The sequence below is a fragment of the Streptomyces pilosus genome (assembly GCF_014649835.1).
GTDB classification, from domain to species: Bacteria; Actinomycetota; Actinomycetes; order Streptomycetales; family Streptomycetaceae; genus Streptomyces; species Streptomyces pilosus.
On the sequence record NZ_BMTU01000017.1, the window covers coordinates 132,848 to 152,810 of the forward strand.

Here is a 19,963-nt window from a genome sequence, read left to right on the forward strand (position 1 = left end):
GACCGCTCCAGCCACCTCGCCACGAGGCCCTTCAGCACCTGCCTCCGCCAAGGCTCACGCGGCCGACGCCGCGCCTGCATCGGTCCTACCGCCGAAGGGGGAAGGCAGGGCCGGTGACCAGGCCATCCAGCGAGCTTTGGAGGCTTCCTGGCCGGCCGACCTCTCCGCAAGCGATGAGCGGCGTCTGGTGGCCGCCGGGCGCGATCTGCTGCGCGCGGATGCCACCGGGGTCGGCCGCGGCAAGTGGCCCGAGCTTTTCCCCGGTTCCGGCCCAGGCCTGGCGCCGGCATTTTCCACCGCCCGGTTTCGCATCCAGGCCGCTGTCGCCCGCCGCGACCACCGCCCGGGCCGGGCGGTGGTGCACCTGGTGTGGGGGGGCACCGACCGCGGCGGCACCTACACCGACGGCCGCATCACCGACTTGTACTTCACCCGCACTTCGCAGGAAGGACTTCCCGTATGGGTTCCACAGCCGAGCACTTGAGCGGCCAGGCCTCCGGTGAGGTGCTCGGCCTGCTCACAGGCCTGGCCCACATCGCCGAATGGTTGATCACTCACTGGTACGCGCCGGCCACGGCCGCCCTCGTGGTTTGGGCCGTGAGCGAGTTGGTGGTGCGCCGTCTGGCACGTGCGGCCTCGGCCCAGCGGATGGCGCTGGAACTGGTGCCCTCGCGGCACTTCGATCCGTCTCTGGAAGAGATCTTTCGACGTGGGGTGCAGCTGGCGAGGGCGTCCACGTCCATGCCTTGGTGGGCGCCGCGCCGGTCCAAGACGGTGCAGATCCGGTTGCGCGCGGACGGCACCACGCCGCTGCGCTACCGCCTCGAAGGACCGGCCGGCGCGCAGCGGCTGCTGTCGATCACCCCGTTCGGGCCGGCCGTCACCGTGAAGCGTGCCCAGCCGATCGTCGACAAGTTTCGCAAGCATGTGGTGCGGGCTGAGTTCGTGCTGCGGGGCAGGCCCACCGCGCCGCTGCGCGAGGTGCCCCTCGAGCCCGACCCGCTCCAGCCCTTGGTCGATGCGGTGTCCGATCTGCGCGCGGAACTGGGGGACCTGGCCGAGGTCCGTCTGGACATCCAGCGCGCTCCGAAGTGGGTACTGCGGGCGCGCCGTGTGCAGCTGATGGCCCAGGCCCGGCGCGTCGAGCGGCGCGAGGCGCAGCGGGCCGCCCGCTGGATACGGCAGGACGCCAGCGGCATTGAGGACTCCCTGACCTGGCAGCTGCAGCAGCTGGTCACGGGCAAGCAGGGCGGCGCAGTGAGCGGGCGTCGTCTGGTCATGCCGCCCGTCCCACGCCGGGTGGATGCGGCCGAGGCGTTGGGCAAGCTCGCCGAGGACGACCATCTGGTGCGGGTGCAGCTGCTGGTGATGTGTGCCTCCGACACCGAAGGCCGCGCCCACGCCCGGCTCGCCCAGCTCCAGGCCGCCTTCGATGTGTTCGGCGGTGGTGCGCGGTGGGCGATGCGCGGCTGGCGGCTGGGGCCCTGGCGTTTCGGGGCGGACCGCTGGCCCAGCCGGCGGGGTTTCGAGCGGCGCTGGGCGCTGGGGCACTGCCAGCCACCGAAGATGAACTGGGTGCGCCTGAGCGAGCTGACGGGCCTGCTCAAACCGCACACCGTGCACTGCCGTCTGCCGCTGCTTACCTCTGACCTGCCGGCCTTCCAGCACGGCGATCCCGAGTTGCTGCTGCAGGGCATCTACCGGGCGCCGGACGGACGGCGGCGCCTGGTCGCCACCTACGCGAAGGAGACGCTGTTTGAAGTCGGGGTCGGCAAGGCCGGTGGCGGTAAGACCGAACGCGCCTTGGCGCAGGCGATCGGCTGGGCGCACGCCGGCGGCGGGCTGATGTTCCTCGACCCGCACCGCGACTCCTGGCCCCGCGCCCTGCCGTTCCTGGCCCACGACTACCTGGCCGAGCGGATCGCGCTGATCGATCTGAACGCTGTCGGGCCTGCCCCCCAGGTCAGTTCGTGGAACCCGATCGGCATGCACCAGGGGCAGGTTGCGCACGAGGTCGTCGAAGCCGTCACAGACGCCTACGCCTCCGCGCTGGGCTGGGACGACGCCAGCGCACCCCGCGCACTGACCATTCTCACCGCCGCCGTGGCCGTCCTGGTGGCCGTCAACGAGGCCGCCTGCCGGGCCGGGCGGCCCGAGGACCAGGCAACGGTCTTCCACGTGCGGGCCCTGCTCACCGACACCGCCTTCCGTAAGGCGGCACTCGCTGCCGTGGAAGGCCGACTGGATGAGGAGACCCGTTCCTGGTGGCAGGTCGTCTTCCCGACCCTGCCACCCGATGCGTTCGCCGTCGTCCTCAACCCGATCGCCCGACTGGCCGCCAATCCCGTCACCCGCGCCTTCCTCGGCCAGTCCGCCGGCGTCTACAACATCCGCGCCGCCATGGACTCCCGGATGATCGTATGGGTGTGTCCAGGCGGCAACGGCCCCACCGACCGGCTCATCACCGCCCTCCTCGCGCGTGATCTGCTGCGGGCGGTGCGCTCCCGCCGCGACATCCCCGAAGACCGCAGGGTGCCGTTCCGGGCCTACTTCGACGAATTGATCACCCTCACCGGTGCGGCCCCGGAGACCATCGCCGCGATGTTCGAGGACTTCCGCAAGTACAGGGTTCACGTCCACGGCATGACCCAGTTGCTGGCCCGCCTGCCCACCCCGGTGCGGCTGTCGCTGGTGCAGAACGCCTCCACGCTGGCCTCTACCGCAGGATCGCAGTCCGCCGTCGCTCCGATCACCGCCGAATGGGGCGACCAGCCAGGCCCGGACATCGTCGCCGCACTCGACCGCTTCGAGCACTACATGTCACTGACCGTCCATGGACGACGCATCGGGCCCGTCCGGATCACCGGCCCTCACCTAGACGAAATCTTCGCCGACCACGCCCGCCCCCACCAAACGACTGCACTAGAGAACGCCGCCCGCGCCAACGCCGAAGCCGCACCCCTCAGCCAGCTCGCCGCCCGCACCACAGAACAGCTCAGCCGGGTCAGTACCCTCCTCACCCAACTCGCCCCTCCTGCGGCGCGGGCCTCGAAGGAGAATCACTACAGCTAACCTCCACCCAAGACCCTGCCGTCGAGCCGCTGCCGCATTAGCTCCTGATCGTGCTCGGACTGCATCGGAGGAGCGCTCCCGGCCCTGCTGCGGCCAATCACTCCCACAAAGAAGCGCAATTCTACGACAAAGCGGCCTTTCGCTCTGTTTCAGTGAGAGGCGGGCCTTGCAAGTGCGGTTTCTTCGGACCGACAAGCATTGGGATGAGCATGTAGGGCGAGAACAGGCGCGTCGCGGGTCGCTCCAGGCTCATGACGTCCAGCAGCGCTTCCATGGCCCGCGGATTGCGTGCGCCGGTTTCCACGGCCTTGTCGACGAAGCGCGCAAGGAGACGTTCGACGCTGTTGGGGCGGGTGTCACTCGCTCCCGGATACAGGGCGTCCTGGCCGACGGCCAGGTCCCAGGCGGCTGCTACCGGCCGTGCGGCAGCGCGCTGGAGACGGCGTGCGAGGCCCGGCTGTCCTGGCTCCGTGGTGCGGAGTACGTTGCGGACGGCGAGGGCGCACTGGGCGGCGACAGTGAGGCCGTGGCCGTAGACGGGGTTGTAGCCGGCGATGGCATCGCCGAGCACGAGGAAGCCGTCTGGCCAGAGTTGGGCCTGCTCGTAGTAGCGGCGGCGGTTGGCCGTGGCGCGGGTGGTGGTGATGGTCCCGAGTGGCTCGGCGTCTTTGATGAATTCGCCGATGATGGGGTCGTCGAGACTGAGTGCGAAGTCGACGAAGGCGTCGGGATCGTCGGTGGGTTCGCCGCCGCGGGTGCCGGACAGTGTGACGATCCAGCGGTTTCCCTCGATGGGCAGGATGATGCCTCCTCGCCCTGGTGCTTTGGCCGGGTTGGCCTGCACGTTGATGAGGGGGAAGTTGATGTCCCGGGTCTTCTGGGGGGCGGCGTAGAGGCGGGTGGCGTAGGCGACGCCGGCGTTGACCTCTCGCTCCGTGATGCTCGGCGCTCCCAGTGCGGTAAGCCATTGTGGCGCGCGGGAGCCCCGCCCGGAGGCGTCGATGATCAGGTCGGCGCGGAGGGTGCTTTCGTCGTCGTTCGTGCGTATGCGGACGCCGGTGACGGCTGTAGCGTCGCCTTCCAGGTCGAGCGCGGTGGCCTCTTGGCGGAGCGTGATGCGTTCGTCGGCCAGGACGCGGGTTCTTAGGACGAAGTCGAGGAGGTCGCGGGAGCAGACCAGGTTGCGGTGATGGGTGGCTGTGAAACGGCGGAACCACACTTCGTTGGGGGCTCGGGAGACCATGTCGCCCATGATGTGGACCAAGCGGCCGCCGTAGGCGGCAATCTCGCCGGTGAGACCGGGGAGGAGCTCGTCGAAGGCCTTGACTCCCCCGCTCCACACCAGGTGGGCGTGGCGGGCCTGGGGCACGCCCCGGCGTGGTTCGGGTCTGTCGGGTAGGCGGTCGCGTTCGATGACGGTGACGTCGGCGAAGTCTGTGAGGGCTGCCGCAGCGAACAGGCCGGTGGCACTGCTGCCGATCACTACGGCGGTGGGTCGGCGGGTGACGGTTTTTTCAGCCATGGTGATTCGCGCTTTCTGTGCTGATCGTTCGCCGGCGGACGTCTTCAAGGATGTGGGGGTGGCTCAGGGCGGATGCGATGCCTTCGATGCGGTCGCTCACAACTACGTGTCCCTGTAGTCCCTGGGGGTGCGCGGTTGGGGGTCCGCCCTGCTGGTAGGTGCTGATGGCGGCGCTGATCGTTATGGCTCCGGCGACATCGTCCGCGTTCAGGGTGTCGCGTCTGGCCTGTGCGGCTTCGCGGGCCCGCTGGTGAAGGGCCAGATCGAAGTAGGGACTGAGTACGCGGAGGGCGTCGTGGATTCGCTGTCGGCGTTGCATGAGGCGCAGGTCGAGAGGGGTCCATGGCCCGAAGCGTGCTTCGGCTGCCGCTGGGGTGAGGACGCGGAGTGCGCGCCACAGCGGGCCCAGCCGATGGTATTCACGCTGGTCTCGGATCCATCTCTGCAGGAACGGTCCGGCTTGGGGGACGATGAAGCCGAGCGCGACAAAGGCGGCTTCCATGAGTGCGAACGGGGGTGCGGCCTGGGTGCTGAGTACGTCCCAGTCATGTCTCGCCCACCGGGCGCCGATCGCAGCCATCTTTGCTACGTCGAAGACAAGTCCTGATGCGAAGCCGAGTTGCAGGAAGACCACTCCTGCCTTCAGCCAACGGTTGGCGACTGCGGGGTACCACTTCCAGAGCATAGAGACGGCTACGAGGGACGAGACGGTATGCGCGGCGATGTAGAGGAGGATGTGTTCGCGCATCCAGGGGGTGCTGGCGTAGTAGGTGTCCAGGTCGTAGATGCGTGCGGTGGGGACGTCGGCCAGGAGGAAGGTGAGCCACAGGACGGCGATGATGCCTGCGTAGAGCCAGTAGATGCGGCGGATTCTGCGTCGGCGTCTTTCCGAAGGTTCCTCCCGCCAGCGCATGATCATGGTCAGGCCCGTGGCGCAGAATGCGGTGAGGAAGGAGTAGGCCCAAGGGGCGGCGATGTTCGGTACGCCCGTGAGGACGTTGAGCCGTTCAATGTTGGCTGGGGTGATCACGACGAGGACGGCGGTGGCCCAGGTCAGCAGGAGGGTTGTGGCCCTGACGTCGGGGTCGCGCGAGGCCCGCAGGAACGTGGGGAGCTTCAGCACGAGGGCCAGCGCCAGCAGCGCTGTGGGCAGAATGTAGGGGATGTGGAAGGAAGGGCTCATGACAGTATGTGCCCGACGCGGTTACTCAGGGACAGGTTGATGCGGCCTTCCACCGTGTCCGCGCTGACCGGGCCCTGCGCGTAGCGGCCTTTCATCCAGGTGCGGACTTCGCGGCCGAAGAGCAGCCCGAACGTCTCGGCATCCGCCTCATGGGCGTCGGTCGATTCGGCACGGGCCGCAACGGCAAGCAGCGCATCTAGGGGTACCTCGTGCGCCACGAGGATCTGCTCGACGGCTCGTTCCATCACGTCTGCGGCCTGTTCGGTGGCCAGTGCACGGGCGGATGTCGGCATGCCCGCGACGTGGTGTCCGCAGTCACCCTGCTCCTCGTGCCACAGCTCGTGGCCGAGAATGACTAACTGGGCTTCGGGAACCGTGCGTTCCTCCACCACGATGATGGAGTGGTCCCCGCAGTCCAGGCGCATGCCGGAGACGGGGATGTCCGGCGGGAAGGCCCGGAAAACGAGGTGGATCGGCTGACCGGTTCGTGCGCTCATGGCCGTGCAGAACGCTTTCATGACCTCATGCGGTTCGGCCGGCCGGTGAATGGCCCCCGCCGCGTGCCGGCCCAGGACGGCGAGTAGGGACTTCATCGCCTTGGTACTCACTGGTCGCGGCCTCCTTCCGGAGGCACGACGGACCGTAGAACTCCTTCGAGGAGGCGCTCCAGCTGCTCACGGGTCAGGGAACCATGCATGCGCAGGTCGGTGGATCTCACGCCGTAGCGGTCCATCAGGGCAAGTACAGGATCGCTCTCTGGATGCTCCAGCTTGTGCAGGAGTGGGAGTAGCGCGCGGTTGAGTGCGTCGGCGGCTGATGCGGTGAAAAAGACTTCCCCGCCCTCGACTTCGAAGTACTCGACGAGCCCGTGGAGGAGCTCGACGCTGGGTACCTTCTTGCCGTCACAAATTTGACGTGCCCAGTACCCGGAAACACCTAGCCGCTGGGAGATGTCCGAGGCCAGATCGGACATGCGTTGGCCGGTCGCGGCCATGTTGGCTCTGGCGAGCACTGCGATCCGCATCCGGACCCGGTCGTTGACGGAGTCGTCCGGTGGCGTACCGCCCTGTAGCAAGGTGCGGACTGTGGATGTGGGCAGGGCAGTCTTGGCGGCAAGCTTTTCTACATCCAGAAGGTTCGAACGGATGCCCTTCTCCTGGATGGCCTTGTCTAGACGCCGCAAGGTTTCGGAGAGAGGAGGGGGTGAGGCCACCGTTGCACTCCCGGGTCGGGGGGACTGACGCCTGGTGTTGCTGACGGGACCATACGTGATGCACACGCCAAGCGGCAACGATCGTTGAGCACAAACAATCGATGGTTGTCTGGATTGAGCCACGAGGCGGCGACTGCAGCCGACCCTCAGAGTCGCGCCCGCACGCAGAAACGCCTCATCACTTTGACGTGGTTCAACCGATAAGCCAGAAACGGACCCGGGCGGGGGCGCCCAGTCCGCCTCCTTCCGAGCTGCCGAACGCTTAAATCAACGATCGATGAGTAGCTCAAATCAATCGTTGACAGCTTTTCATGCCCATAGCAACATCTTGAGCACCGCTGACCTCTCCGCTTCCCGCAAGCGGCCGGGCCGGCGGCGGTGCATCGCGACACCTGCACGGCAGACACATGATCAGGGGGGCGCAAGCGGAAGGTCCGCTGGCGCATATGTCACTGGAAAACCAGGCAAGCACGGTTGATGAGCCTGCCCAATGATCCGCATGACCGGAAGCGCCCTCGTGGTCCAGGACACCACGGGCCGGACCCCCACCCAAAGCAGTGGGGTTCGGCACAACGAAGCCCTGATTGCCCTTCACGCGCCCACGTCACCCTGAGCTTTTCCATCGATCTGGAGGGATGCACATGCCACGGCCCCGGCCTGAGGCTCGACAAACGGCAGCATCAGTGAAAAACCCGGGGGCCGCGGCACCCGGAGCGTTAAGGGGGGTCTCTTGAATACGCCGCCGTCCCTGCTTCCGCAGCACCTCACCCGCACGGAAACCGAAGAGTTCCTGCGGCTGATGACGCACCTGGTCACAACATGCCGGTCGGTCGCCGAGCAGTACCCCGACGGGTGGCGGCCTCCCTCACCTGACAAACCCGCCGACTTCGGTGCGTCCATGGCCCTGATCGCAGAGATCTCCCGCGCGCTCAACCAGACGCGCCGCGGCATCCGCAGGATCAGCGACGGCGCCCGCTACCGACTGCATGCTCCCAAGCCTCCTGCGAGCCTCCAGCACTACGCAGGCCAACCCTGAGCAACTCCTGGTGACAGACGCCTCGTCCGGTAAAGGCGCGAAGCCCAGTACGGGTCGGCCTTCTACGGGGCAGTACGCGTCCCGGCCGCGCTGCCAGAAACACCGTTAGCCGCTGCCTGGCGACCAGCGCGAGACAGCAGGGTCTTGCCGAGCAGCACACGGTGCTCCGAGCGGCGCCGCGGAGCTCTGCTCTGGACGAGGCCGCGCCCAGAGCACGCTCGGGTGCCCTCGCTGAACCCTCAACAGTTCCACTACTGACCCCACAGCATCATCTCAGGAGTGACCCCGCGTGTCCCCTGCACCGATGACCACCCCGACTGCCATATCGCTCACGCTGTTTGCTCTGATCGCGCTCGCCGCGTGCAGCACCTCCGAGAGTGATGGTGAAGCCGCCGTCGAGACATCACCGGCGCCCTCGGCATCATCTGCCTCCGCCGATCCAAAGGAAGCCGCCAAACGGGAGGCGATCACCGCCTATCAGGGCTACTGGCGGGAGATGGAGAAGCTGTACGCCGACATGGACGGGGCTCTTGCGAACCTCAAGCAGTACGCCGCCTCGGCCGCCTTGAAGAACGCCGAAGCAGACGCCAAGCGCGCTCACGACCGCGGCCGCCTCTACACCGGCGGCGTCGCCCTCACCGATCAGACAGTCACCAAGGTGAACGTCTCGGGAAAGATTCCCAACGCGATCGTCTCCAGCTGCCTGGACATCTCCAAGTGGCGGAGGGTCGATGCCAAGACCATGAAGCCGGTGTCTCTCCCGAAGAACCGGCTGACGAAGTACCGGATTCTCAGCACCGTCGAGAAGTATCCGGAAGGGTGGCGTGTCACCCGCGATGAGCCCCAAGGGAAGAAATGTTGACGCGCGGGGTTGCCATCGCCGTATTAACCGCCCTGGCCACGCTCTCCCTCCCTCACGCAAGCTCCGCGAAGGATGGCCCCAGGGGCGACGGCGGCATCGAGTGTGGCTTATACGACTGCGAGGTCGAGGTGAATGTCCCAGGCCAGGCCGGCGGCCAAGACAACGGCAGCGGCGGCACCGGAGCGGGCGGCAGCGGGAACGCAGGAGACCAGGCAGACGGCGGCAAGAGCACCGATCTGACCAACTGCACCTACAAGCTGTTAGATCCGCCGCCGCCTGCCGGCAGCTTGGACTGGGAAGGACACGAACCCGGCGACGGCGCGGTCTATGAAGAGACCTGCAGATGGGGTGACAGCGGCGACACCATCGTCCGCATTGTGTGGCTCGCTGAGCCGCCCGGGGAAGACGCCATCGACCCGGCCGTGCTCGCCCAGCAGGCCGTGGACAAGATGACACTGCTCGGCCCCGACATTGCCAGTCCCCGGTCGGCAGGCAGGTACTCGGTCGGCGTACCGATGTGGATGTGGGTCAACCAGAGCGCGACGACGTATGGGCCCAATACCGCGTCGGCGTCGGCGGGTGGTGTGACGGTCACGGCCGTCGCCAACGTGTCGAAGATCGCTTGGCGGATGGGGGACGGCTCCACGGTGACGTGCACCGGCCCCGGCACCCCCTACAGCGGCTCAGCCGGCATGGCTGAGTCGCCGACTTGCGGCCATGTCTACTCCACGACGTCAGCCAGTGCACCGGGTGGGAAGTACGCGGTCGCCGCGACCTCGACATGGACGATCGACTGGCAGGGCGGTGGAGCAGCCGGCCAGCTCACGGAGATCCGGCAATCAGATGTGCAGGTGGCCGTCGGTGAAGTGCAGGTCGTCAGGTAGTCGCCGAGCCGCCGAAAGGACATGACGTTGAGCAAGATTAAGGAACGTACCGGCACGCCCTCCGCGAACGGGATGTCTCCGCAGCAGGCGGTGGCGGGCCCGGTGGCGCCGCCTCGGGTGTCCGCCCGTCGGCGCAGACCTGGCGTGATCGCGCTGTCGCTGGCATTGATCGCAGCTGGTGGTGCTGGTGTCGCTGTGCTGCTTTTACAGGTTGGGAACCGCACGCCGGTGGTGACCGTGGTGCGCGAGGTCCAGGTCGGTCAGGTCCTCACCGAGCAGGACCTGGGCGAGGCGTCGGTCGCCTTGGACCCGGCGGTCAAGGCCGTACGCGCCGACGATCTGAAGTCGGTCGTAGGCAAGCGGGCCGCAGTGGAGCTGAAGCCGGGCTCGCTGCTGTCACCGTCCCAGGTGACGAAGGACTCGCTGGTCAAGTCCGGTGAGCAACTGGTACCGATCGGGCTGAAGCCTGAGCAGGTCCCGGCAACTGATCTGGTGCCGGGGCAGACGGTGCAGCTGGTGCAGGTGCCAGCCCAGGGCGCGGCGGCCGCAGCAGATGAGACAGCTGATGACGGCGCGCCCAAAACCATCGCGGGTCGAGTGGTGAAGGCGTCGACGGCCGCTCCGGGTACCGGGGTGGTGGTCGTCGACGTTGCCACGGCCGCGAAGGACGGCCCGACCGCGGCGGCGTGGGTGTCGGCCGGCGCGGTGCGGCTGGTCCTCGATGCTCCGGATGGCCGCTGATGGCCGTCATCGCGCTGACCGGGTGCAGCGGTGCACCCGGTGTGACCACTAGCGCCCTCGCGCTGCTGCTGTCGTGGCCGCTGGAACCCAGCCGTCGGATGATCCTGGCCGAGTGCGATCCCGACGGTGGCGCCGTGCTCCACGGTCTGCTGCAGGGCACCCTTGGGGACCGGTACGGACTGAGGAATCTGTCGGTGGCGGCCCGCAAGGGTGAGTTCGGTGAGGCGTTCTGGCGGCAGCTGATCGACCTGAGCAGCGAGGACAGCAAGGCCGAGTCGCCGCGTGATCGGCTGCTGCTGCCCGGGATCACCGACCCCGCCCAGGCGGCGAGTCTCAGTTCGGTCTGGAAAGGACTCGCGACGACGTTTCGGGGCATCGACGCCGACCACGGGCACGACGTCCTAGTCGAACTGGGCCGTCGCGGGGCGGTCGGTCCGTCTGGTGTCCTGGCCGAGCAGGCCGACCTCGTCCTGGTCGTGGTCCGCAACACGCTGCGCTGTCTGCAGGCTGCCCAGAGCAGGGTGAACGCCCTGTCAGAGCGTGTCGGTGACGTCGGCCTGATCGTGATCGATGAAGGTCCGTACCCGGCGGGTGAGGTGCAGCGGGTGCTGCAGGTTCCGGTGGTGGCGACCCTGCCGTATGCGCCAAAGGAGGCCCGGGTGCTGTCCGACGGAGCCGACCAGCCCCGCCACTTCACCAAATCCGCGCTGATGAAGGCGTCCCGTACCACGGCCGCTTTGCTGGTCCAGCGGGTGACAGCACGCCGCACCCGCCTCGGCTCGCACCAATCCCCGACAAGAGGTGTGGAGGTGACCCATGCGCGGTAGGCCTCTGCACGCCGACCCCATTGTCGCGCCTCCTCCCGGTCGGCCTGGCACCGCCCGGCCACAACGGGTGGCCGATGCGTCCGCCGGAGCAGCCTCGAGCACCCGCGTGCTCGGTACGGCCGCGCCTCAGCTCACGGTGGACTACAAGGTCGCCCGGCACATCGCCTCGCAGGTCGCCAAGCAGCGCGAGGAGCTCCTGAAGACGGCCCCGGACATGGACCGGGCCAGCGAGGAACAGCGCTGCCTGGATTGGATCACTGAGGCTGTCGCGTTGTGGTCGGATGCCGCGGCGATGAGCCCGCAGGAGGACGAGGCGCTGCGGCGTGCCGTCTATGACCTGCTGTACCGGGCGGGGCGGCTGCAACCGTATCTGGACGATGAGCGGGTCGAGGACATCATCATCCAGGGCCCGCACGAGGTGTGGCTGGACTACGGCGACGGTGAGCGCCGTATGGTCGGGCCGATCGCCGACTCCGAGGAGGAGCTGCTGGAACTGTTGCGGGAGCTGGCCCGGGGTTCCGGGCACCAGGAGCGGACCATCTCCACCGCCAACCCGACTCTGGCGCTGTCGTTGCAGGACGGGTCGCGGCTGCAGGCGGTCACGGCCCTGGGGCCGATGACGTATGCGGTCATCCGCCGGCACCGCGTCTCGCACGCCGATCTGGACGACCTGGTGCGGCTGGGCACGATCGACCCCATCCTGCGCGAGTTCCTGGGTGCGTGTGTGCGCGCGGAGAAGAACATCATGATCGCGGGGAAGCAGAAGGCGGGGAAGACGACCCTGCTGCGGGCGATGCTCAAGGAGTTCGACCCGGAGTGCCGGTTCGCGACCATCCAGACCGAGGACGAGCTGTTCGCCCACGCAGGTGGTTACCACCGCCAGGTCGTCTCCCTGATCGGTCGGGAGTCCAACGGAGAGAAGGACCTCACCGGGCGTGGTGCCGGCGAGGTGACGCTGCTGGACCTGATGCATCCCGCTTTGCGGATGTCGCTGGAGCGGATCGTGGTCGGCGAGGTCCGCGGTCCGGAGGTCGTGGCGATGATGCAGGCGTTGACCAACGGGGCCGGCGGCAACCTGTGCACGATCCACGCCCGCCGCCCGGACATCGTCTTCGACCGGATCGCCGAGCTGTACGCGCTGGCCCAGGGCAATCTGTCCGAGCAGCTCGCCTACCGGCAGACCGCCAACGGCCTGGACTTCATCGTGTACGTCGACATGACGGACGAGACGCAGATCGGCGGCCGCCGACACCGCTACGTCTCCCACGTCCTGGAGCTGACCGGGACCGGTGAGTCCGGGCGTCCGGCCACCAACGAGGTCTTCTCCCCCGGCATGGAGTTCGGTGAGCTGCGGGCGGTACCGCGGATGGACCCGGGCTGCATCGACGACCTGCGCCGGGTCGGTTTCGACTCCAGCCTGCTGCAGCAGCCCTACGGGGCCTGGCAGGCGCCGCTGCCGCTGAAGGTCGGAGGCGCCCGGTGATCCTGTTGTGGGGGCTGCTCAGCGGCATGGCCGTTGTCGGCGGGCTGATCGGTGTCGTCGCCGGCATTGTGGGGTCGACGGCGCCGCACCGGGCCCCCTGGTGGCGGCGGGCGCGGGCCCGGCGCGGCGCGGACCGGAGGGAGGATGGCCGGACGCGTCGGCAGGCGCTGTCCGTCGCCGCGGCCGGCGTGTTCGTGGCCGTGTGGCTGGCCTCGGGGAACTTCGTCGCGGGAGTCCTGCTAGGGGCTGCGGTGATCGGTGTGCCGTGGCTGATCACCCCGGGGCAGATCGCGGCGGAGCGCATCGGTCAGCTGGAAGCGCTCAGTGAATGGACACAGCGGCTGGCCGGGTTGCTGCGGTTAGGCATGGGCTTGGAACAGGCGATGATGACCAGCCGTCAGAACTCCCCGGACGAACTCGCCGCTCAGATCGGCAATCTGTCCGACCGGCTGCGGCTGGGCTGGCGCCCCGAGGACGCTCTGCGGGCGTTCGGCGATGAGCTGGACGATGTCACCGGCGACAAGGTGGTGGCCGCGCTGATCCTGTCGGTCAATGACCGCGGGCCGGGCCTGGCCCAGGCGCTGGAGGACTTGGCGGGCAGCGTCCGCGACGAGGTCGCCAAGAAACGCAGCATCGAAGCCGACCGTGCCAAGCCGCGGACCACGGTGCGGTGGATGACCTTCATCACCGTGGGCATCGTGATGGCCGGGTTCTTCGTCCCTTCCTACACCGCCCCGTACTCCACGCTGCTCGGCCAGCTGGTCCTCGCGTTCCTCACCGCCGGATTCGTGGCCACGCTGGCGCTGATGCGGCAGCTCGGCGCCTTCCGCCGCATCCCACGCTTCCTCACCTCCGATCCGGCCAGCACGGTGCGGCTGCCCGCCGCGACCACCACCGATCTCGTTGCACCAGCCGTAGAGCGCGAGCACGAAGGAGTCCGCCCGTGAACCTCCCTCATGTCGTACTGACCGGGGGAACGGTCGGCGCCGGTGTTGCTCTGCTGGTGCGGGAGATGCTGCGGCCGCAGCCCGCTCTGGCACCGGCCCTGCAGCGCACGGCGCCGGGCAGCCTGCCTCTGTCCGCCGAGCAGGACCTGGACCGGGACGAGGTGTGGGGGCGATGGCTGCTGGCCCGCCTCGAGCGCTTGCCCGGCGTGCGGGTACCCGTCAAGAACCTGGCCCTGCTCGGCCAGGGCCCGGGCCAGTTCATGCTGAAGAAAACCGCACTCGCCGCTCTCGGGCTGCTCTGTCCCGTACTGGTCACCATCCCGTGGATCATCGCGGGTATCTCGCTGCCCTTCTACGTACCGGCCGTCGTCGGCCTCGCCGTCGCCGGCCTGCTGTTCCTCACCCCGGACCTGGCCGTGCGGGACCAGGCCAAGCGGGCTCGAGAAGAGTTCGCTCACGCCCTGGTCGCCTACCTGGACCTGGTCGCGCTCAAGCGGGCGGCGGACGCCGGCCCCACCGAAGCGCTGGAGAAGGCGGCCGCCGTCGGCCGCGGCTGGCCCTTCCTGTACCTGCAGGGGGCGCTGCGCCGGGCCCGGCTGGAGAAGATCCCGCCGTATCAGGCACTGAGTGAGCTGGCTACCGAGTACGACCTGCCCGCCCTGGACGATGTCGCCGACATCATGCGCGGCTCCGCCACCGACGGCGCCGCCGTCTACAAGGCGCTGCGGGCACGGACCGCCGCACTCAGCGCCGAACTGCTGGCCGATCAGGCCGCGGAGGCGAATGCCGCCAGCGAGAAGATGACCGCTCCCGGCGCCCTGCTAGCGGTGCTGGTCATGCTCCTCATGGCGTTCCCTGCGGTGATCCGCATGCTCACCGTCTGAATCGCGGCCGGCCCCTCCCGACCGGCCCCCACCACGACGTTACTGACCGACAAGGAGAACCACGTGAAGAACACCGCCGCCCGTTCCTACCGCGCCGTGCGCCAGCTGACCGCGCGGCTGGAGAAAGGCTTCGCCGAGCTGCAGCGAAACCCGGACCGGGGCGACATCAGCATCACCACCGTCATCATCTGGGTCGCCGCCGTCACCGGCGCCCTGTTGATCGCCGGGACGATCGCGGTCGTGGTCGCCAAGTACAACGGAAACCTGAGTGGGATCTAAGGATGCGTGATCGCGCTCGTCTCGACGCATGGTGGCATGGGCGCAGGTGGGCTGATGACCGTGGGGATGCATCGATCCAGATGGCCATCGTCTACCCATTCGTGCTGCTCGTCGCGATCGCCGTGATCCAGGCGTCCCTGTGGTACTACGCGCGGCAGATCGCCCTGACCGCCGCTCGCGAGGGAGTCACCGCGGCCCGCGCCTATCAAGCCTCCCCCGCCGACGGAGCGGCGCGGGCCCAGGAGGTGCTGGGCCGCACGGCCGGAGACAGCCTGCGTTCTCCCACCGTCACGGCGGGCAGTACCGGCGAACGCATCCGCATCCAGGTGTCCGGAACAGCCCAGTCGCTCATCCCCGGCATCCCGGGGCTGACCATCACACAGTCTGCGTCCGGGCCGGTGGAACGCTGGACCGTACCGGGAGAGGGGTGAAGACCGTGTCTCACCTGGCACGGTGGACCAGAAGAACACGCGGCGATGACGGCAGTGTCGCCATCGAGGCGGCCATCATCGTGCCGCCGCTGCTGATGTTCGTGTGCCTGGCGATCGCCGGCGGCCGCATCGTCACCTCCGGCGCGAAGATCGACGCTGCCGCAGAGGATGCGGCGCGGGAGGCGTCCATCCACCGCACCGCAGCCTCCGCGCAGACAGCCGCCCAGGCCGCGGCCACCGAATCTCTGAACGACCAGGGCATCACGTGCGCCTCCAGCAGCGTCAACATCAACACCGGCGGGCTCAGTGTTCCCCTCGGGCAGGTCGGCACCGTCACCGTGACCGTCTCCTGCACGGTCCCCCTGGCGGACCTGCTCCTGCCCGGCGCCCCCGGGGCACGCACCCTGACATCGACCGCAACCTCGGTCGTGGACCAGTACCGGCAGCGGGGAGCATGATGACTCCCTTACACCTGCGCCTGTGCCGGGAGAGGTACGCCTTGGGTGACCGCTTTGACGACCGTGGCGGTGTCACCGTGTTCGTGGCGGTGTGCGTGGTGGCGTTGCTCGGCATCATCGGCATTGCGATCGACGGAGGCGGCAAGATGCGCGCCACCGAGCGCGCCGACTACGTCGCCGGGGAGGCGGCCCGGGCCGGCGGGCAGGCCATCGACCCGGCCAAGGCCATCAGCGGCGAGGCCATCGTCGTCGACCCGCACAACGCCCTCGCCGCGGCCCAGGCCTACCTTCAGTCCGCCGGCGCCACCGGCACCGTCAGCGTCTCCGGCGATGGCAAGACGCTCACCGTGGCAGTGTCCGGCACCTACGCAACGCGGTTCCTCCCGGTGGTCGGAATCGGCTCTATGCCGGTCACCGGCCATGGCACCGCCACGCTCTTGCACGGCGTCACCGCACCCGAAGGACCCTGATGCCCACGCCCACCCCTCGTGCGTCCCTCCCTGCCGGCCACGCCCTCAGCCGGGTACTCAAGGCCCTGGGAAGCCTGCTTGTCCTGCTCGGCGCGCTCGGCGGGCTTCCGCTGCTGCTGGCCTGGGCGACTCCGGTCGTCTGGGATTCCAGTCACGACGACCTGGCGCATCTGCTCGACCGGCAGGACACCGGCGGAGCTCTTCTGTTGCTGCTCGTCGTGGTCGGCTGGATCGGCTGGGCGCAGTTCACCTTCTGCGCGGTCCGTGAGATTGCCTCGCAGCTGCGCGGCCGGACCTGGCACGCGCCCAGAGGGCTGGGCGCCTCACAGCGCGTGGCGGCCACCCTGGTCGGCGGCATCTTGATCCTGCTGCCCACGAACTCCGCGCTGGCGTCCCCTGCTCAGGCCGCCGGGCCCAGCACGAGCGCCGGCCCGGTGCCCGGTCCCTCCCCGACAGAGCAGACCGTTGAGCAGGTGCAGGAAGCGGCCGGCTCCCAGCCGGAGGTCCGGACGGTGCAGCCGGGTGAAAGCCTGTGGAGCATCGCCGAACAGGATTTGCGCGACGGCGAGCGGTGGCGAGAGATCGCCGCACTGAACGAGGGCCGCACGATGCCCGACGGGCAGGTCTTCCAGTCCAACAGCTTCCTTCAGCCGGGCTGGCAGCTGCGGATGCCCGAGGCCTTCGCGGCGACCGACGGGCTTCACTTACAACTCGCGAGCCAAGCATCCGCTGCCACCGATGAGAACGGCCGTGTTGTCACGGTGCACGAGGGCGACTACCTGTCGAAGATCGCCCGCCAGGAGCTCGGCGACGCCGGCCAGTGGCAGGAACTCTTCGATGCCAGCCGAGGCAAACCGCAGCCGGACGGTCTGCCCGCCATCACCGACCCTGACGTGGTCTACCCCGGACAGCAGGTCACCGTGCCCGAGGCCCGGACACCGGAGGAGAACACGGAACGGCACACTCCTCCAGCAGACAGCCCTGACAGCACCCCCTCCGGTGAGGCAGGCGGCAGCAAGCCGCCCACTTCCGTGGCCACCCCGGCGGCAGAGGACGAGCAGAAGTCCGACGCCGACAGCCCGGAACGGGAGGCGCAGCCACCCGCACCGAACCAGACAGCGACGCCTGCCCCAGACTCATCCGCGGCCGATCCCACCCAGCAGCCCAGCCGAGAAGCGGAAGCACCAGGGGTGCCGCCTGAGCCGGACTCCAGCGCGTCTCCTCCCTCCACCACGCCCTCCACGTCGGCCGAACCGTCCGGCTCCGCCGACGCCTCCCCCACCCCGACGGTCGCTGAGCCTGCCGCGCCGGCCCCGGCCAGCAGTCCGCTGAGTCTGCGCATGGTGTTGGGTGCCGGTGCTCTGCTGGCCGCCGCCATCACCGGTGCGCTGGCCTTGCGCCGCACGCTGCAGCGCCGCCGCCGGAAACCCGGCGAAAAGATCGCCATCGCCCCGGAAACCTCAACCGCAGAAGCCCAATTGGCAGCCACCGCAGAACCGGAGGGGGCCACCCGCCTGGATCTCGCGCTGCGCACCCTGGCCCACCAGGCAGCCCAGCGCGAGGACGACGCGCCGCTGCCCCAGCTGCGCGCCGCGCGGATCGGCGCCCGCACCCTGCAGGTACTGCCCGAACACCCCACACACAGTCCACCCGCGCCCTTCATAGCGGGGGAGAACGGCTGGTGGACACTACCCGCGGATGCGAACCTGCTCGGCGAGCAGGACGCTCGCGAGGTGCCGGCACCGTATCCGGCCCTGGTCACCATCGGCAGCACCGAGGGCGGCGACCTTGTGCTGCTCAACCTCGCCCAACTGCCCGCGCTGCTGCTGGACGGCAACCCGCTCCACATCACCGAGGTCTGCACCTCACTGGCTCTCGAGCTCGGCATGAGCCCTTGGGCAACCGACGTCGAGATCGTTCTCATCGGGTTCGGTGAGGACCTGCCGCAACTGCTGCCCACCACCCGCATCGCCCACATGCGCCAGCCCGAGCACGCCCTGCGGGACCTGAGCGAGCGGCTACTGGAAGCCCACCAGATGCCCGAGACGTCCCACCAGCCCTACCTGCTGCTGTGCTCGGTAACGCTGGACGCCGACACGGCCTGGCAATTCGCCGACATCATCGACAAGGCCGGCACGGTGCTGGTCACCCTGATCGCCCCGGCCAGCACGGCGGCCGCGCACTTCCCCGACGCGGAACTCCTCAACGCCTCGCTCAACACCTCCCAGCGCCTCGAGATCGCCGGCTGCGACATCACCGTGCAGCGCCTGGAACACACCGCCTACCAGCAGATCACCACCGCACTGAACCTGTCAGGACAGCCGGCCCACACCGCGGAAGGAGCCTGGCAGGAGGTACCGGACGAGCCCAAGCCCCAGCAGCCCGAGCCCCAGAGACCCAAGTCACCGGCAGCGAGGGAGCCGACGATTCTGGCGCAAGAACCGGCCACTAGGAGCGAGACCGTACCGGTCACCCCACCGCAGGCAGCCACGAGCAACGAGGTCTTCCCCGCCCTTCTCGCCGCCTCCACCGACCCCGCCGACCTGCGTCTGCTGCCCACCACCGACGAACCATCTCCGGACGAGCCCTCCCCGGAGCAGGGACATCATTCCGGGCAGGCCCCGGACGCCGCAGAGCCTGCGGCAGCGACAGTGGCCGAGCCGGACCACGACCACTACGGCACGGACAGCAAAGCACCAGACGCCGCCACCGGCGCCGCGCACGACCCGCACGCCCCGGAGATCCGAATCCTGGGACCCGTCGAGGTCACCGGAGTGGGCAGCAGCGGCCACGGCCCACGGATGGCACAGCTGGCGACGCTGTTGTATTTCCGGCCCGGCCGCCGAGCGGACGTGCTGTGCGAGGCCATGGACCCCATCAGTCCCTGGTCGACCAGCACCCTCAACGCCCGGCTGCAGGGCCTGCGCCGTTCTCTCGGCAACAACCCCGACGGCAACCCGTACGTACCGCGCCGCAGCACCGGCGAAGACCCCTACCACCTCTCCCCCGCTGTGCGCTGCGACTGGACCCACTTCCTCCATCTCACCGAACGCGCCCTGCCGCTGGGACCCAAGGGACTACCGGATCTGGAGAAGGCGCTCACGCTCGTGCGCGGCAGACCGCTCGGGGGCAAGCCCCTGCCGTGGGCCGAGCCCCTCGCCCAGGAGATCACCACCCGCATCATCGACATCGCCCACACCGTGGCCACCTACCGCACCCCCGCCGGCCCGCACCAAGACCTCAATGCCGCCCGGCAGGCCGTGGCGACCGCGCTGGAGGTAGATGACACGAGCGAGCTGATCTACCGGGACTGGCTCCGCCTCGAAGCCGCAGCCGGGAACCGGTCAGGACTGCACACCGCGATCTCCCGCATCCAGCAGATCAACCGAACCCTGGACTGCTCCCCCGAACCAGAAACCGAACACCTCATCAACGAACTCCTCCAGCCACCAACCGGCAAAGACCGCCACCGCTGAACCCGCCCCCCAGAGCCCCCGTTGGAAGGAGCACTACTGTGGCCGCGCCCATTCAGCTGACACGGACGCACCGGGTTCTCATCGGCGTGGTCGTCTTCGGTGCCGTGATCATCGCCGGGATCGGCTTCGCCGGCTCGTACGCGGCGGTCCGTGAACTGGCCCTGCAGAAGGGCTTCGGGAACTTCAGCTACGTCT

20 protein-coding genes are annotated in these 19,963 nt (G+C 68.7%); 16 read left to right on the plus strand and 4 right to left on the minus strand.

All coding sequences use genetic code 11. The annotated features are described in order from the left end of the window. Positions 1 to 136 precede the first annotated feature (136 nt). Together IE118_RS34240 and IE118_RS30320 are read left to right on the plus strand one after the other, a co-directional pair. Positions 137 to 484, plus strand: coding sequence for a hypothetical protein (locus IE118_RS34240; RefSeq protein WP_229847011.1), 348 nt, complete (start codon positions 137 to 139; stop codon positions 482 to 484). Next, the gene (locus tag IE118_RS30320; protein WP_189561293.1) at positions 460 to 3,072 is read left to right on the plus strand and encodes an ATP/GTP-binding protein; all 2,613 of its coding nucleotides are present in this window, start codon (positions 460 to 462) and stop codon (positions 3,070 to 3,072) included. Before IE118_RS34240 ends, IE118_RS30320 begins: the two co-directional genes overlap by 25 nt. A 121-nt stretch (positions 3,073 to 3,193) precedes the next feature. Here the strand turns inward: IE118_RS30320 and IE118_RS30325 are convergent, their stop codons facing one another. The 4 genes from IE118_RS30325 to IE118_RS30340 are packed head-to-tail and all read right to left on the minus strand — an operon-like array spanning position 3,194 to position 6,990. After that, positions 3,194 to 4,594 carry an FAD-dependent oxidoreductase gene (locus IE118_RS30325; protein ID WP_189561314.1) on the minus strand — a complete coding sequence of 467 codons (1,401 nt, stop codon included), beginning with the start codon at positions 4,592 to 4,594 and terminating at the stop codon, positions 3,194 to 3,196. After that, positions 4,587 to 5,777 carry an MAB_1171c family putative transporter gene (locus tag IE118_RS30330; protein ID WP_189561294.1) on the minus strand — a complete coding sequence of 397 codons (1,191 nt, stop codon included), beginning with the start codon at positions 5,775 to 5,777 and terminating at the stop codon, positions 4,587 to 4,589. Before IE118_RS30330 ends, IE118_RS30325 begins: the two co-directional genes overlap by 8 nt. Continuing rightward, positions 5,774 to 6,385: a toxin gene (locus IE118_RS30335; protein ID WP_189561295.1), complete on the minus strand. Its 612-nt coding sequence runs from the start codon at positions 6,383 to 6,385 to the stop codon at positions 5,774 to 5,776. Before IE118_RS30335 ends, IE118_RS30330 begins: the two co-directional genes overlap by 4 nt. After that, positions 6,382 to 6,990, minus strand: a complete 609-nt coding sequence (locus tag IE118_RS30340; RefSeq protein WP_189561296.1) for a hypothetical protein — start codon at positions 6,988 to 6,990, stop codon at positions 6,382 to 6,384. The genes IE118_RS30335 and IE118_RS30340 overlap by 4 nt, the downstream gene beginning before the upstream one ends. A gap of 730 nt (positions 6,991 to 7,720) precedes the next feature. Between IE118_RS30340 and IE118_RS30345 the strand changes: the two genes are divergently transcribed. The 14 genes from IE118_RS30345 to IE118_RS30410 form a co-directional block, all read left to right on the plus strand. After that, a complete protein-coding gene (locus IE118_RS30345) occupies positions 7,721 to 8,026 on the plus strand; it encodes a hypothetical protein (RefSeq protein WP_229847012.1) in 306 nt (101 codons plus the stop codon). Between the two features lie 304 nt (positions 8,027 to 8,330). Continuing rightward, entirely contained in the window at positions 8,331 to 8,888 is a 558-nt protein-coding gene (locus tag IE118_RS30350) for a hypothetical protein (RefSeq protein WP_229847013.1), read from the plus strand. Next, positions 8,882 to 9,772, plus strand: coding sequence for an ATP/GTP-binding protein (locus tag IE118_RS30355; RefSeq protein WP_189561297.1), 891 nt, complete (start codon positions 8,882 to 8,884; stop codon positions 9,770 to 9,772). The genes IE118_RS30350 and IE118_RS30355 overlap by 7 nt, the downstream gene beginning before the upstream one ends. A 72-nt stretch (positions 9,773 to 9,844) precedes the next feature. Further along, positions 9,845 to 10,513, plus strand: coding sequence for an SAF domain-containing protein (locus tag IE118_RS30360; protein ID WP_189561317.1), 669 nt, complete (start codon positions 9,845 to 9,847; stop codon positions 10,511 to 10,513). Next, positions 10,513 to 11,340 carry a CpaE/TadZ family protein gene (locus tag IE118_RS30365; protein WP_189561298.1) on the plus strand — a complete coding sequence of 276 codons (828 nt, stop codon included), beginning with the start codon at positions 10,513 to 10,515 and terminating at the stop codon, positions 11,338 to 11,340. Before IE118_RS30360 ends, IE118_RS30365 begins: the two co-directional genes overlap by 1 nt. Beyond that, positions 11,330 to 12,823, plus strand: a complete 1,494-nt coding sequence (locus IE118_RS30370; RefSeq protein WP_189561299.1) for a TadA family conjugal transfer-associated ATPase — start codon at positions 11,330 to 11,332, stop codon at positions 12,821 to 12,823. Before IE118_RS30365 ends, IE118_RS30370 begins: the two co-directional genes overlap by 11 nt. Next, entirely contained in the window at positions 12,820 to 13,770 is a 951-nt protein-coding gene (locus tag IE118_RS30375; RefSeq protein ID WP_189561300.1) for a type II secretion system F family protein, read from the plus strand. The genes IE118_RS30370 and IE118_RS30375 overlap by 4 nt, the downstream gene beginning before the upstream one ends. Next, positions 13,767 to 14,654, plus strand: a complete 888-nt coding sequence (locus IE118_RS30380; protein WP_189561301.1) for a type II secretion system F family protein — start codon at positions 13,767 to 13,769, stop codon at positions 14,652 to 14,654. The genes IE118_RS30375 and IE118_RS30380 overlap by 4 nt, the downstream gene beginning before the upstream one ends. Before the next feature lie 63 nt (positions 14,655 to 14,717). Next, positions 14,718 to 14,933 carry a hypothetical protein gene (locus tag IE118_RS30385; protein WP_189561302.1) on the plus strand — a complete coding sequence of 72 codons (216 nt, stop codon included), beginning with the start codon at positions 14,718 to 14,720 and terminating at the stop codon, positions 14,931 to 14,933. A gap of 2 nt (positions 14,934 to 14,935) precedes the next feature. After that, a complete protein-coding gene (locus IE118_RS30390; protein WP_189561303.1) occupies positions 14,936 to 15,364 on the plus strand; it encodes a TadE/TadG family type IV pilus assembly protein in 429 nt (142 codons plus the stop codon). 14 nt (positions 15,365 to 15,378) lie between these two features. Continuing rightward, positions 15,379 to 15,822 (plus strand): TadE family protein, encoded by a 444-nt coding sequence (locus IE118_RS30395; RefSeq protein ID WP_189561318.1) that lies wholly within the window; start codon positions 15,379 to 15,381, stop codon positions 15,820 to 15,822. 41 nt (positions 15,823 to 15,863) lie between these two features. Beyond that, positions 15,864 to 16,292, plus strand: a complete 429-nt coding sequence (locus tag IE118_RS30400) for a pilus assembly protein TadG-related protein (protein ID WP_229847015.1) — start codon at positions 15,864 to 15,866, stop codon at positions 16,290 to 16,292. Beyond that, complete coding sequence (locus IE118_RS30405; RefSeq protein ID WP_189561304.1) at positions 16,292 to 19,768, plus strand: LysM peptidoglycan-binding domain-containing protein; 3,477 nt, start codon at positions 16,292 to 16,294, stop codon at positions 19,766 to 19,768. The genes IE118_RS30400 and IE118_RS30405 overlap by 1 nt, the downstream gene beginning before the upstream one ends. A gap of 38 nt (positions 19,769 to 19,806) precedes the next feature. Next, positions 19,807 to 19,963 (plus strand): DUF2637 domain-containing protein (locus IE118_RS30410; protein WP_189561305.1); only part of this gene is annotated, 157 nt, incomplete at its 3' end.